Genomic DNA, 13,614 nt, shown 5'->3' on the forward strand with positions numbered 1-13,614 from the left:
CCGGGGACGGTGTGTGACAGCGCGGAGCCGGGACAGCCGGGGCGTTGTCAGTGGCATACGTCACGATGGGGGCATGGCACGGAGAACGACAGCGCGAACGGCGGGATCCGCGGATTCAGCGGGAGCAACGGGATCAGCGGGCAGGAGGGGGACGGCCGCCAGGATCGCGGCGCCCCGGCGGCCGGAGGTCCGGCTGCCCCCTCTGGCGCCGTACGAGGGCGGGCTGGAGCCCGACGGGGAGTACGACGGGCAGGAGCTCGGCGGCCTGGATCTCGCGGACCAGGTGGGCGCGGGCTCCCGGTTCATCGACTGCGCGTTGCGCGACTGCGGGCTCGACCGTACGGAGCTGGGCCGGGCCCGCTTCATCGACAGCGTCCTCACGGGCATCCGGGGGGTCGGCACGAACCTCGCGGGCGCCTCGCTGCGCGACGTGGAGGTGGTCGACGCGCGGCTGGGGGGCGTGCAGCTGCACGGCGCCGTGTTCGAGCGGGTGCTGATCCGGGGCGGGAAGATCGACTATCTGAATCTGCGGGAGGCGAAGCTGAAGGACGTGGTGTTCGAGGGCTGCGTCCTGGCGGAGCCGGACTTCGGGGGAGCGGCACTGGAGCGCGTCGAGTTCCGTGACTGTGTTCTGAGGGAGGCGGACTTCAGCGGCGTACGGATGAAGGACGTCGACCTGCGGACGGTGGCCGAGCTGGGTATCGCGCGCGGCTTCGACCGGCTGGCGGGCGCGGTGATCAGTACGGCGCAACTGCTCGATCTGGCGCCCGCGTTCGCGGCCCAGATAGGTGTACGGGTGGAGGACGCGCCGGGCGGCTGAAGCCCCGGCGTCCGGCGTCGGGCGCGCGTCCGGGGCGGTGTGCCGGTCGCGGCGTTCGGGGCGGCGGAAACGCGGCGGGGGCCCGGGGACAGCGGCGGGGAGGCCGGAGCGGGACAGCGGAAGACCCCGACCGTGGGGGGGAGGGTCGGGGTCTTCAATGTGCTGCCGGGGGCTCAGCCATGTGGGGGGCGAACCTCGTATTTGGTTCTTGGTGGCGTCCCGGCAGAAGTGCGTCTGCCCGGGGTCCACGCATGTACACCTGTCAATCCAAAAACTTCCGGCGGGATCATGAGGGGGGTGGCCATCTGCTCCCACATGAGGTGATGTCGGCTCAGTTCCCGGCAGGTCGTATCAGGTCGTAGCAGATCGGAGAGCGGGTGCGGACGGGCGGTCAGATCCGGGGGAACCGGGCCTGGAGATCCCAGACCACCGGATTGTCCATCAGGCCCTCGTGCATGTCCCCGAGGTCGGCCAGCAGGTCGTGCAGGAAGTCGCGGGACTCGCGGCGCAGCAGCCGGTGCCCGAAGGTGAGCGGGGCCTCGTCGACGGGCATCCAGTCGGCGGTCACGTCCACCCAGCCGAACCGCCGCTCGAAGAGGAGCCGGTCCGTCGACTCGGTGAAGTCCAGCTCCGCGTACTGCCGTTGGGCCGACCGGCTGCCGCGCGGGTCGCGGTCGAGCTGCTCCACGATGTCGCACAGCGCCCAGGCGAAGTCCAGCACCGGTACCCAGCCCCAGCCGGTGGACACCTCGCGGTCGGCCTTGGTGTCGGCGAGGTACACGTCGCCGCAGAACAGATCGTGGCGCAGAGCCGCCACGTCCACGCGGCGGTAGTCGGTCTGCGGCGGATCGGGGAAGCGACGGGAGAGGGAGTAGCCGATGTCGAGCACGCGCCCGATGGTGTCACGGCCCCGCACGGACGCTTTCCCACCCCGGGAAACGGGCTGCGCGCTGCCTGCGCCCACCCCGGGAAACGGGCCGGGCCCCGCCCGCGCTCACCTCGGGCGCGTGCGCGTATCCGTGCCTGTGCCGGAGCGCGTGAGCGCGCGCGGTGCCCGTGTGCCCGGACACGTGGCCGTACGTGTGACGGGCGTGAGGGGCCTGCTGCGCCCGTACCGCCGGAGGGCACACCACGTGGCGAACGGAGGGCACACCACGTCGCGGAAGGGCGCACACGTGGCGAACGGAGGGCACACCACGTCGCGGAAGGGCACATCACGTGGCGCTCGAAGGCCACACCACGTGGCGCAACGGCGCACACGTGGCGCTCGAACGGCCACACCACGCGCCGAAGGGCCCCCGGACGTGGCCGGAGGCCCCTCGATGGGCTGTCAGTGACTCGGGATCACCCGACTCAGAGGTTGACACCGAAGTCGGTGGCGATGCCCGCGAGGCCGGAGGCGTAACCCTGGCCGACGGCGCGGAACTTCCACTCGGCGCCGTTGCGGTACAGCTCACCGAAGACCATCGCGGTCTCGGTGGCGGCGTCCTCGCTCAGGTCGTAGCGGGCGAGTTCGGCGCCGCCGGCCTGGTTCACGATGCGGATGTACGCGTTGCGGACCTGGCCGAAGTTCTGGCTGCGGGTCACCGCGTCGTAGATGGAGACGGGGAAGACGATCTTGTCGACGTCGGCGGGCAGACCCGCCAGGTTGACGTTGATGGCCTCGTCGTCGCCCGCGCCCTCGCCGGTGCGGTTGTCGCCGGTGTGGACGATGGTCTGGTCCGGCGTCTGCTTGTTGTTGAAGAAGACGAAGTGACTGTCGGAGACGACCTTTCCGGTGGTGTTGACCGCGATCGCCGAGGCGTCGAGGTCGAAGTCCGTACCGGTGGTGGAGCGGACGTCCCAGCCGAGGCCGACCGTGACGGCTGTCAGGCCCGGTGCCTCCTTGGTGAGCGAGACGTTGCCGCCCTTGGACAGGCTTACAGCCATGGGATGGTCCCTTTCATTCTCTGCGAGCACGGGTGCGGGCTTCGATCTGCTCCCGAAGCTACCGTTACCCGCCATAACGCGGGCGGAGGACCCAGAGGTTCCTCGGACGCCGTTTCTTGTGGCGGGATTGTCGGCCGTCTTCGGAAGGTCCGCGGTCGGCCGACCCCGGCGGGTCGGCCGACGCCGGCCCGTAACGCCTTTGATTTGTCCGGGCGGACACGGGACGATGAACACATGTCCGGGTCGCCGCATGTCATCCGTGGCTCCGTCTCCCTGCCGGAGGCCGAGCTCATGTGGCGTTTCTCGCGTTCGTCGGGGCCCGGCGGGCAGCACGTCAACACCAGTGACTCGCAGGTGGAGCTACGGTTCGACCTCGCCGCCACGGAGGCGCTGCCGCCGGTCTGGAAAGAACGCGCGCTGGAGCGGCTGGCCGGGCGGCTCGTGGGCGGCGTGGTGAGCGTACGGGCCTCCGAGCACCGCTCCCAGTGGCGCAACCGCGAGACGGCCCTGGTCCGGATGGCCTCGCTCCTCGCCGAGGCGACGGCCCCGCCGCCCCGGCCGCGCCGGGCCACGAAGATCCCGCGTGGCATCAACGAGCGCAGGCTGCGCCAGAAGAAGCAGCGCGCGGAGACCAAGCGCGGGCGCAACGGCCGCGACTGGACGTAGCCTCGCGGCTGACTCGCGGACGGACGACTCCCGACCGGGTCGGGCTCCCGGTCGGACGACTCCCGACCGGCCGGGCCGCCGATCGGACACCCGTTTCGGCTGGTCGGGACACAGGAGTGCCGATCGGACTGTCGCGCTCGCCGGCCGGACTCCGAGGCTCGGACAACCGGGGTCCACGCCCGGACCACCGGACCGGACCGCCGGGCCCGCCGACGGGGCCGCGCCAGGCCGTGGGCGAAGGCCCCGCCCCCGCCACCCCGCCCCTCAGCCGTGTCCCAACTGCCGGTACTTCCCGCGGAAGTACGCCAGCGGCCCCGCGTCCCCCGACCCGCCGGGCACCGCCGCCGTCAGTACCCGGCCCACCACCAGCGTGTGGTCGCCCGTCACGATCCGCTGCTCCGTACGGCACTCCAGCACCGTCAGCGCGCCCTCGATCAGCGGCGCCCCGCTCACCTCGCCGCGCCGGTGGGGCAGGTCCTCGAAGAGGAGTCTGTCGCTGATCCGGCCCTTCATCGAGAAGCGGCCGGCGATCCGTACCTGGTGCTCGGAGAGCATCGACGCCGCCCACATCGGCTGCTCCTCCAGGAGGTCGTCCATCCGGGAGCCGGTGCGCAGGCTCACCACCACCAGGGGCGGGTCCAGGGAGACGGACATGAAGGACGTGGCCGTCATACCCGCGTCCGCGCCTCTCGGCCCGTCGTCCGGGTCGTGCGCGGTGACCAGCACCACCCCGGCGGCCAGCCGGGAGAGCGCGGCACGGAACTCGTCGTTGCTCACCCCCTCAGGATGGGGGAGGAGGACGTCGGTATGCGGGGCGGTCGTCTTCTGCGGCACGTCGTCCACGCTAGCCCCGGCGGTCGGGCTTCCGCATCGGGCCACGGAACGAGCCAGGACCTAGGACCGGGCGCCTGTTCGACTCCGCGGCCGTCTCCCGACCACCCCTCGTCGGCTCCGCGTCGACCCCGCACGCCACCCGGATCGACCTCGCACCTCCACCCGAATCGACCCGTGCTCCCCCCGGAATCGACCCGTTTTCCCGCCCCGCGTCGGCCCCGCGTCGGCCCCGCGTCGGCCCCGCGTCGGCCCCGCGTCGGCCCCGCGTCGGCCTCGCGGCGAGCCCGCGCCGGCCCTCCCCGCACCTCGTTTCCACCCCGCCGCACGTCCTCGCACGCCCCCGGGCGCCCGGTGAATACGCCCGGCCGCGCGCCCCCCGCCCCACCTCTCCGACCTCGATATTTGCGTTCATGAAAGCTCTGGAGCGCTCCCATGCCCCCACCCAACTCTCCCTCCCCATATGTGACTTGGCTCACAGGCCGCAAGAATTGTTGACCCTGTGTACCGACTGCACAGCTCCCTGTGATTCAGTGGCCGTGATACCGCATCGAGCGAGCCGATAAGAATTCTGGAGTTGCTGTCGAGGTCTCGGGGAGAGCGAACGATGGAGACCGAGTCGGAGCCGTACGTCCGCCTTGCGACCCTGCGACAACTGCATGACGTTGTCGGCGAGCTCAACACCGCGCGCAGCCTGGCCGACACGCTCCAGACAGTTGCCGACGGCATAGTCAAGGGCCTCGGCTACGAGCTGGCGTGTGTGAATCTCGTCCAGGGCGACGGTGACCTCGTGGTCGCCGCCTTCTCCGGAGACGCCTCCGCGGAAGCCTTCATCACCGGCCGCGTCGGCGCGCGCGCCTCCTGGGAACGCCGGCTCAGCATGGGCGAGAGCTGGGGCGAGCTGAGGTACATCCCGCACACCGAGGGCTGGATCCTGCTGGAGGACGACGTCCCGCAGTGGTACACCGAGGGACCCGATCCGCGCTTCGAGGACGAGTGGCACCCCCAGGACCGCCTCTACGCGCCCATGTACGCCCCTGGAGGCGGCCGGGAGCTCCTCGGGGTCATATCCGTCGACCGGCCGCGCGGCGGGCGCCGTCCGGGCCCCTGGGGCCGCGAGGCGCTCCAGATGTACGCATCCCAGGCCGCCATTGCGATAAGCAACGCCCGCCTCCGAGCAAACATGCAGCGCGCGCTGGTCCGCCTGGAGCGCGAGCAGCAGGCGCTGCGTGCCAGCGAGGAATCCTTTCGGCAGGCGTTCGAGTACGCGCCCAGCGGCATGGCCATCGCCGAGATGGGCGGCGACCAGCACGGCAGGCTGCTGCGGACGAACGACGCGCTGTGCCGGCTCCTCGGCCGGTCCGCCTCCGCGATCCGCCGTTACTCCTTCTCCGACCTCGTGCACCCCGAGGACGTCGGCACCCTGCTGCGCACCTCGGCCGAGGGCGGTCGCGCCGAACTGCGACTGGCCCGCCGCGACAACACGTATGTATGGGTGTCGCTGCGCAACTCCGTCGTCGCCGACACCACCGACGGGCCCCGCTTCCTCCTTACCCATGTCGAGGACATAGAGGAGCGCAAGCGCAACGAACTCCAGCTCGCCCACCGCGCCTCGCACGACTCCCTGACCGGCCTTCCCAACAGCGCCGAGCTGCGCACCCGCCTCAGTGCCCGGCTCTGCGAGCGGCCGGGCGCGCCCACGGGGCGCGAGTCGGACGCGCAGACCGTGGACCGGGCGTTCGGCGAGTACGCGGGCGGATACGGCGGGGGCTACAGCGGCGCGGACGGAACCCACGGAGCCCATGCGGGCCACGGCGCCCACGACGAGGGCGGTGTCGTGCCGTACGGCCAGGGCCCCGGCTTCCACGGGAGCAGCGGCGCCGCGTACGCGCCCGTGCCCGTGACCGGCGGCGGGGGCCACGGGACGTACCCGCCCCACGACTCCTACGAGGCGTACGAACCGTACGAGTCGCCCTTCGACTCCTACGGAGGATCCGCCGGCGGACGCGCCTATCCCGGCGACGCCTACGAGCAGTCCGCAGCCGTCGCGCCCCTCGACCACCATGTGCACACCGTCGCGCCGGGCTCCGACCCCGACGACGGGACGAAGGGTCTCGCCGTCCTCTTCTGCGACCTCGACGGTTTCAAGTCGATCAATGACCGTTTCGGCCACAACACCGGCGACGCCGTCCTCATCGAGGTCGCCCGCAGGCTCAACACCGGGGTACGGGACGGCGACACCGTCGCGCGCCTCGGCGGTGACGAGTTCGTCGTCCTGGCCGACGGGCTCGGCGCGGCGGACGCCGCCGACCTGGCCGTGCGGCTGCGGAACGCGATCATCCCGCCCATCAGGGTGGACGGCAGGGCGGTCCGGGTGGGCGCCAGCTTCGGCATCGGCTGGGCGAGTTGCGGGATGACGGTGGAGGAAGTGCTCAAGTCCGCCGACCAGCGCATGTACATCGAGAAGCGTTCACGGAAGACGGTGCAGCGGCGGGCGGGTTAGCGCCCGCCCGGTCTCCGGGATCCACGGGACCCCCGAGACCTCTCAGGACGCCCGGGACCGCCGCGGTCTCCGAGCCGGCGAGGCCCTCGAAGTCCCTGGTCCTCCTCCCTGTACGGGGCCGCCGGGGCGGCCGTGACGCAGGTCTCTGTACGGCTGTTCGCCGATGTCGAGCGACGTTCGTCACGGGACTGTCCAACCGCCCACGACGGCCGAGGGCCGTCCGTATGCTTGTCCAATCGAGGTAGGCTCGGCCGGTCGGCGACGCTGGCGAGATGGCGAGGAGTGACCCAGGGATGACGGCCGGGAACAACGGCACGAGTACGCCCGAGGACGACGATCCGTTCGGCTATCTGTACGAGGACGGACAGACAGCCGCGAACGGGGCGCAGGCCCGGCGCGGCGGCTACGGCTACCCCGGTCCCGCGTCCCAGCCAGGTGTGCCGAGAACTTCGTACAACCAGGTCAGGACCGTCGGTGAGCGCCAGTACGGCGCGCAGGTCCCGCCGCAGCAGTACGGGCAGCAGCCTCAGTACGGAGGGCAGCAGCAGTACGGGCAGCAGGCGCCCTACGGCCAGTCCCCCGACACCCAGTACGCGTCCCCCTCGACCGGTGGCGCCGGCACGCGCGCGGTCCCGGCCCAGCGCGGCGGGGGCGGTCGCGGCAGCGGCGGCGGACCCAACACGAAGGGCCTGCTGATCGGCGCCGTCGCCGTGGTGGCGGTCGTCGTGATCGGAATCACGGTCGCGCTGATGTCGAACAACGACGACGGCGACAACGCGGGAGGCACCCCCTCGGGCGGCCCCACGGCCCCCGAGACGACCGGACCGAGCGAGGACGCCGGCTCGAAGCCGGAGCCCGAGCAGAAGCCGATCGAGCTTCCGAAGCAGGACGCGGCGACGCTGAAGCTGGGTTCCCCGGCGGTGCTGGCGAAGGACATCAAGGGCGCGAAGGGCTCGGGCGGCGCGTATGTGACCGGCTTCAACGCCGTCGGCGCCTCGGTGACCTGGACCGCCGACATCGCGGAGGCCGGGGAGTACGCGCTCAACGTGCGCTACGCCATCCCGGCCAAGGACGCCAACGCGACGCTGACGGTCAACGGCAAGGCCAACACCTCGCCGCTCGGCCTCAAGAACTTCATCAACTCGACGGACCCGAACTGGGAGAAGAACTGGCAGACCACCTGGGCGCCGGTCAACCTCCAGAAGGGCACCAACGAGATCAAGATCTCCTGTGAGCAGGGCAACCAGTGCGACGCCATCCTCGACTGGCTGGAAGTCTCGCCGCCCCGCTGAGGAGTTCGATCGGCTGATCAACTTCTGAACTGATCGACGTCATGTACGCCGTCACCCCCGTCCCGGTCATCGCCTCGCGAGCCGGGACGAGGCATGTCCGGGGACGAGGCATGTCACGGGTGAGAACATGCTGCCTCGGCCGCCGAGCGTCCTCGGCCCGGCGCCCGGCACGGCGAGACCGGAGCCCGCCCGTCACAGCACCTGCCCCGCCCCGCCCCGTCACAGCACCCGCCTCGTCACGTCACCTGCTCCGTCACGACGACTCCCGGCAGCAGGTCCGCGTACGCCCGTCGGTCGAACTCGCCCGCCACCGGTGCCAGCACCGTCGCCGCCGACAGAGCCACCGCCCTCGCGAGCCTCTCGGGCCACGGCAGCCGCTCCACGTACCCCGACAGCAGCCCGGCCACCGCCGAGTCCCCCGCGCCCGTCGGATTGCCCCGTACGGCCTTCGGCGGGGCCGCCCGCCACGTGCCGTCCGGGGTCGCGGCCAGCATCCCGGCCGGGCCCAGCGAGGCGACCACGCTCCGGCCGCCGCGTCTGCGCGCGTCACGGGTCGCCCGCAGCGGTTCGCGCGAGCCGGTGAGCCGGGCCAGTTCGTCGGCATTGGGCTTCACGAGGTCGGGGCGGGCCGCGATGCCCCGGCGCAGCGGTTCGCCGCTGGTGTCGAGCAGGACCGGCGGGCCCGCCGCGCGCGCCACCCGGACGAGTTCGGCGTACGCGCCGACATGGACGCCGGGCGGCAGGCTGCCGCACAGGGCGACGGCGTCCGCCTCGGCGACGAGCCCTCTGTAGGAGGTGAGGAACCCGGCCCACTCGGCGGGGGTGACGACCGGGCCGGGCTCGTTGAGCTGGGTGGTGTTCCCGGTCGACTCGTCCACGACGGCGATCGTGCGGCGCGTGGTGCCCGCGACGGGTACGAGCGCGTCGGACGGGCCCTCGGCGGCGAGCAGTTCGCGCAGCGCGTCCCCGGTACGGCCGCCCGCGAAACCGGTCACCACCGTCTCGTGCCCGAGCGCCGCCAGTACCCGGGCCACGTTGACGCCCTTGCCGCCGGGGCGCTCGGAGACCTCGGTGACACGGTTGGTGGTGTGCGGGGTCAGGGCGGCGGTCCGGTAGGTGATGTCGAGCGCGGTGTTGAGTGTGACGGTCAGGATCATGCGCCACGGCCTCCCTCGCGGATGTGCCGGGAGCGCGCCCCGGCCGCTCCGGACCGGCCCTGGTCACACCGGACGCGCCACTCCCGCCGAACGCCCGACTCTTCGCCCGTCGCACCGGTCACGCTGATACGCGCCGATGCGGAGCGCCCGGCCCAGGGCCGTGTCCGTACAGTCTCGCCCGGCCCGCGACATCCGGCACGCGGCCGAGGACGGCCAGTCGCACTCCGCCACGGGAGACACTCCCGCCCGCGACCCTCACCCCAGCTGGGGCCTGACCACCCACTCGCCCCGGCGCAGAACCCCCACCACCGCGAAGTCCGCGTCCAGGATCACCAGGTCCGCGTCCTTGCCCGGCTCCAGGGAACCCACCCGGTCGTCCAGGCCCAGGAGCCTTGCCGGGTTCGCGGAGATCGCCCGGACGATGTCGGTGACCGGCAGCCGGTCGACCGTGGCCGCGCGGCGGAAGGCGGTGTCCAGGGTGAGCGTGGAGCCCGCGATCGACCCGCCCTCGGCGAGCCGCGCCACGCCCTCCTTGACCTCGACCTCCAGCGGCCCGAGCTGGTAGATCCCGTCGCCGAAACCGGCCGCGTCCATCGCGTCCGTAATGAGGGCGACCCGGTCGGCGCCCGCGCGGTGGAAGGCCAGTTCCAGGGCCGCCGGGTGCAGATGCGTACCGTCGTTGATCAGCTCGACGGTGACCCGCTCGTCCTCCAGCAGCGCGGCGATCGGCCCCGGCGCCCGGTGCCCGAGCGGCGGCATCGCGTTGAACAGGTGCGTCGCGACCGTCGCGCCCGCCTCGATGGCCACGGTGGTCTGCTCGTACGTCGCGTCCGTGTGCCCGATCGCGGCGATCACGCCGTGCTCGGCCAGCAGCCGTACGGAGTCGATGCCGCCCGGCAGTTCGGTGGCGAGGGTCACCATCCGGGCCGTGCCACGGGCCGCGTCGAGGAGCTTGCGGACCTCGGCCGGGTCGGGGTGGCGCAGCAGCGACTCGCTGTGCGCGCCCTTGCGGCACGGCGAGATGAACGGGCCCTCGAAGTGGATGCCGGCCAGATCGCCCTGTTCGACCAGCTCGGAGAGGAATCCCGCGCGCCGGGCGAGGAAGTCCATCTCGCCGGTGACGGTCGAGGCGACGAGCGTGGTGGTGCCGTGCTCCTGGTGCGTACGGACGCCCTTGAGGACCTCGTCCGCGCTGCCCGAGGTGAAGGAGGCGCCGCCGCCGCCGTGGTTGTGCATGTCCACGAAGCCGGGCACCACCCAGTGGCCGGTCAGATCCAGCTCCCCGGGGCAGCCTTCCACGGAGGGCGCCGGGCCCGCCTCGGCGATACGGCCGTCCTCGACCCTCACCCGTCCGTTCTCCACGACCCCGGTCGGCAGCACCACCCGGGCACCGGTCAGGACCGTGCTGTCGGCGAGAACCGTGCTTTCGGCGCGTGCGGCCATCAGGCGGATACCTCCGTCGAGAGAAGATCCCAGGCGAGCAGCCCCGCGCCCAGGCATCCGGCGGTGTCCCCGAGGGCCGCCGGGACGATCTCGGGCAGCTTCTGGAACGTGACCCGCTCCTCGACCGCGGCCCTCAGGGGTGCGAACAACGTTTCCCCGGCCTCGGCGAGTCCGCCACCGATGATCAGCCGTCGGGGATCGAGCAGGGTGAGCGCGGTGACCAGTCCGGCGGCGAGCGCGTCCACGGCGTCCGCCCAGACGGCCAGCGCCCGCGGGTCGCCCGAGTCGACGGCCTTCGCGCAGTCCGCCGCGTCCGCCTCCGGGTCACCGGAGGCCGTCGCCCACGCGCGCGTCACGGCCGCCGCCGAGGCGATCGTCTCCATGCAGCCGGTCTGCCCGCAGCCGCACACGGGCCCGTCGGGGCGGACCACGACATGCCCGATCTCACCCGCGTAGCCGTGCGCGCCCGCCTCGATGGCGCCGTCGATGCCGATGGCGCCCGAGATGCCGGTGCCCAGCGGCACGAAGAAGAACCGGTCCGCGCCCCGGCCCGCCCCGATCCGCCCCTCGGCGAGCCCGCCGGTGCGTACGTCGTGCCCGAGCGCGACGGGTACGCCGCCCAGCCGGTCGCCGAGCAGATCCCGCAGCGGTACGTCGTGCCAGCCCAGGTTCGCCGCGTACCGGGCGATCCCGCGCCCGGTGTCGACGATGCCCGGCACCGCGACCCCGGCGGCGACCGCGCCCACGCCGAAGTGCTCGACGCCATGGGCGCGCAGATCCGCCGCGAAGCCGAGGATGGTCTCCACGACCGCGTCGGGACCGCGCTCCCTGCCGGTCGCCCGGCGCGCCTCGTACAGCAGCGCGCCGTCCGTCCCGACGAGGGCGGCCTTCATACCGGTGCCGCCCACATCCAGGGCGATGACGTGTCTCACAAAGGCATTCTCGCGCGAAAACCCAAGAAAGGTCTAGTCCACTGTGCGGGATTGTTGCCCACCCATACAAAGCCTTCTTTCAAACCTCCGGGGTACGGGACGTTGCCGAAGCGAGATGACAACGGTGTGGACCCCCGTGGACCCGTCGTGGAAAATCGCCCCTCGTCAAGGCAGGACGTCGCGGGGGAGCGACCGGGAGCAGAGAACACGCCGTGTCCGACGGCCGAACGAAAAGCAAGGGTGGGAAAAGGCTGTGCAGCAGCGCTTCCTGGGGCATACGGCGGCGTTGGCCGCTTTGGGCATGACAGTCGTGCTGAGCGGATGCGGCAGCTCCGGGGCGGCGAAGGAGGTCACCCTCAGGGTCGTCGCGGCGGACTACGGCAACAGCGCCGCCAACAGTTCGGAGACGTACTGGAACGGCCTGGCCAAGGAGTTCGAGTCCAAGAACCCGGGCATTCAGGTCGACATCGACGTCCGTTCTTGGAAGACCGTCGACGCGGACGTCGCGAAGATGGTCCGGGACGGCGAGGCCCCCGACATCGCACAGATCGGCGCCTATGCCGACTATGTGAAGAAGGACGAGCTGTACGGCGTCGACGAATTGCTCTCCATCCCGACACAGGCCAACTTCATCTCCCGGTTCGCCGACGCCGGAAAGGTCGAACAGACCCAGTACGGCATGCCGTTCGTCGCCAGCACCCGGCTGCTCTTCTACAACAAGGGCCTCTTCGCGGCGGCCGGTCTCTCCGCGCCGAAGGACTGGGACGACATCAGGGCCGGCGCCGAGGCGCTCAAGGCGCAGGACGTACCGACCCCGTTCGCCCTGCCGCTCGGCGCCGAGGAGGCACAGGCCGAGACGATGATGTGGCTGCTCAGCGGTGGCGGCGGCTATACGGACCCGGTCGACGGCTCGTACGCGTTCGACTCGGACGCGAACGTCGCGACCGTCAAGTGGCTCCAGAAGGAACTGGTCGGCAAGGGCCTCACCGGCCCCGTCGCGCCCGGTGAACTCGACCGCGCGGACGCCTTCGAGGCGTTCGCCGACGGCAAGGTCGGCATGCTCAACGGGCATCCGACGCTGATGCAGGAGGCCGAGAAGGCGGGCGTCGACATCGGGATGGTGCCGATGCCCGGTGCCACCGGCAGGTCCAAGGCGACGATGGGTGTCGCCGACTGGATCATGGCGTTCAAGCAGCCCGGCCAGCGTGAACAGGCGGGCGCGTTCCTCGACTTCGCGTTCGAGGACAGGAACGTGATGGATTTCGTCGGCCAGTACGACCTGCTGCCCGTCACCTACAGCGCCTCCGAGGCGATGGTGACGGACGATCAGTACGAGGAACTGCGCCCGTTCCTGGAGGCGTTGCCCACCTCCGAGCTGTACCCGTTCGGCAAGACGTCGTGGGCGGGGGTCAGCGAGGACGTCAAGAAGAACATCGGCAAGACGGTACGGCCGGGCGCGGCGCCCGCGGAGATCCTGGCGAGGATAGGCCGGGACGCGACGAAGGCGGAGAACTCCGAGTAGCGTGACGCGTCTATGACCGTATCCACGCCGGGGCCCGGGGCCTCGCCGGAGCCGGGCCCCGGCGCGGCTCGGCCCGAGCCCGCCGCCGCACAGGAGCCGGTACCGGCGCCGGTACCGGTCCCGGCCCCGCAGGCCGTCACCGGGCCGGACCCGGAGCCGGCCGCCGTACGCGAGCCCGAGCCCGCACGGGAATCCGAGCCTGCGCCCGCACGGGAATCCGGGCCTGAGCCGGTGGCTGTACCGGACCCGGAGCCCGCACCGGAGCGCGCGGCCGTACGCGACCCCGAGCCCGCACGGGAATCCGAGCCTGCGCCCGCACGGGAATCCGGGCCTGAGCCGGTGGCTGTACCGGACCCGGAGCCCGCACCGGAGCGCGCGGCCGTACGCGAGCCCGAGCCCGCACGGGAATCCGGGCCCGAGCCGGCCGCTGTACCGGACCCGGCGCCCGCACCGGACCCCGAGCCCGCCGCCGTACGCGACCCCGCGCCCGCCGCCGCACCGGACCCCGTGTCCGTACCG

10 protein-coding genes and 2 pseudogenes are annotated in these 13,614 nt (G+C 72.0%); 6 read left to right on the forward strand and 6 right to left on the reverse strand.

From position 1 onward, the window contains the following. The first annotated feature begins 73 nt into the window (after positions 1 to 73). The gene (locus OG875_RS17230) at positions 74 to 820 is read left to right on the forward strand and encodes a pentapeptide repeat-containing protein (protein ID WP_330175114.1); all 747 of its coding nucleotides are present in this window, start codon (positions 74 to 76) and stop codon (positions 818 to 820) included. 391 nt (positions 821 to 1,211) lie between these two features. On the opposite strand, the gene OG875_RS17235 is transcribed toward OG875_RS17230, so the two are convergent. Beyond that, the gene (locus OG875_RS17235; RefSeq protein WP_330175115.1) at positions 1,212 to 1,709 is read right to left on the reverse strand and encodes a hypothetical protein; all 498 of its coding nucleotides are present in this window, start codon (positions 1,707 to 1,709) and stop codon (positions 1,212 to 1,214) included. 464 nt (positions 1,710 to 2,173) lie between these two features. Next, entirely contained in the window at positions 2,174 to 2,749 is a 576-nt protein-coding gene (locus OG875_RS17240) for a TerD family protein (protein ID WP_330175116.1), read from the reverse strand. Positions 2,750 to 2,983: 234 nt separating this feature from the next. Between OG875_RS17240 and arfB the strand changes: the two genes are divergently transcribed. Continuing rightward, entirely contained in the window at positions 2,984 to 3,415 is a 432-nt protein-coding gene (gene arfB, locus OG875_RS17245) for an alternative ribosome rescue aminoacyl-tRNA hydrolase ArfB (RefSeq protein WP_330175117.1), read from the forward strand. A 264-nt stretch (positions 3,416 to 3,679) separates the two neighbouring features. Here arfB and OG875_RS17250 read toward each other — a convergent pair whose 3' ends face one another. Next, complete coding sequence (locus OG875_RS17250) at positions 3,680 to 4,249, reverse strand: flavin reductase family protein (protein ID WP_330175118.1); 570 nt, start codon at positions 4,247 to 4,249, stop codon at positions 3,680 to 3,682. Between the two features lie 604 nt (positions 4,250 to 4,853). Between OG875_RS17250 and cdgB the strand changes: the two are divergent. From cdgB to OG875_RS17260, 3 genes and pseudogenes are all read left to right on the forward strand, one after another. Next, positions 4,854 to 6,080, forward strand: a pseudogene (gene cdgB / locus OG875_RS31000) (diguanylate cyclase CdgB); the annotation flags it as partial. 147 nt (positions 6,081 to 6,227) lie between these two features. Further along, a pseudogene (locus tag OG875_RS31005) lies at positions 6,228 to 6,749 on the forward strand (GGDEF domain-containing protein); the annotation flags it as partial. A 293-nt stretch (positions 6,750 to 7,042) separates the two neighbouring features. Beyond that, positions 7,043 to 8,041, forward strand: coding sequence for a CBM35 domain-containing protein (locus OG875_RS17260; RefSeq protein WP_330175120.1), 999 nt, complete (start codon positions 7,043 to 7,045; stop codon positions 8,039 to 8,041). Between the two features lie 236 nt (positions 8,042 to 8,277). On the opposite strand, the gene OG875_RS17265 is transcribed toward OG875_RS17260, so the two are convergent. From OG875_RS17265 to OG875_RS17275, 3 genes are all read right to left on the reverse strand, one after another. Beyond that, a complete protein-coding gene (locus OG875_RS17265; protein ID WP_330175121.1) occupies positions 8,278 to 9,198 on the reverse strand; it encodes a 1-phosphofructokinase family hexose kinase in 921 nt (306 codons plus the stop codon). 255 nt (positions 9,199 to 9,453) lie between these two features. Beyond that, positions 9,454 to 10,641 (reverse strand): N-acetylglucosamine-6-phosphate deacetylase, encoded by a 1,188-nt coding sequence (nagA, locus tag OG875_RS17270; protein ID WP_330175122.1) that lies wholly within the window; start codon positions 10,639 to 10,641, stop codon positions 9,454 to 9,456. Continuing rightward, positions 10,641 to 11,573: an ROK family protein gene (locus OG875_RS17275; RefSeq protein WP_330175123.1), complete on the reverse strand. Its 933-nt coding sequence runs from the start codon at positions 11,571 to 11,573 to the stop codon at positions 10,641 to 10,643. Before OG875_RS17275 ends, nagA begins: the two co-directional genes overlap by 1 nt. A 301-nt stretch (positions 11,574 to 11,874) precedes the next feature. Here OG875_RS17275 and OG875_RS17280 point away from each other — a divergent pair, with 301 nt between their 5' ends. Then, positions 11,875 to 13,095: an ABC transporter substrate-binding protein gene (locus OG875_RS17280; protein WP_330175124.1), complete on the forward strand. Its 1,221-nt coding sequence runs from the start codon at positions 11,875 to 11,877 to the stop codon at positions 13,093 to 13,095. Positions 13,096 to 13,614: the final 519 nt, after the last annotated feature.

Source organism: Streptomyces sp. NBC_01498, assembly GCF_036327775.1.
GTDB lineage: Bacteria > Actinomycetota > Actinomycetes > Streptomycetales > Streptomycetaceae > Streptomyces.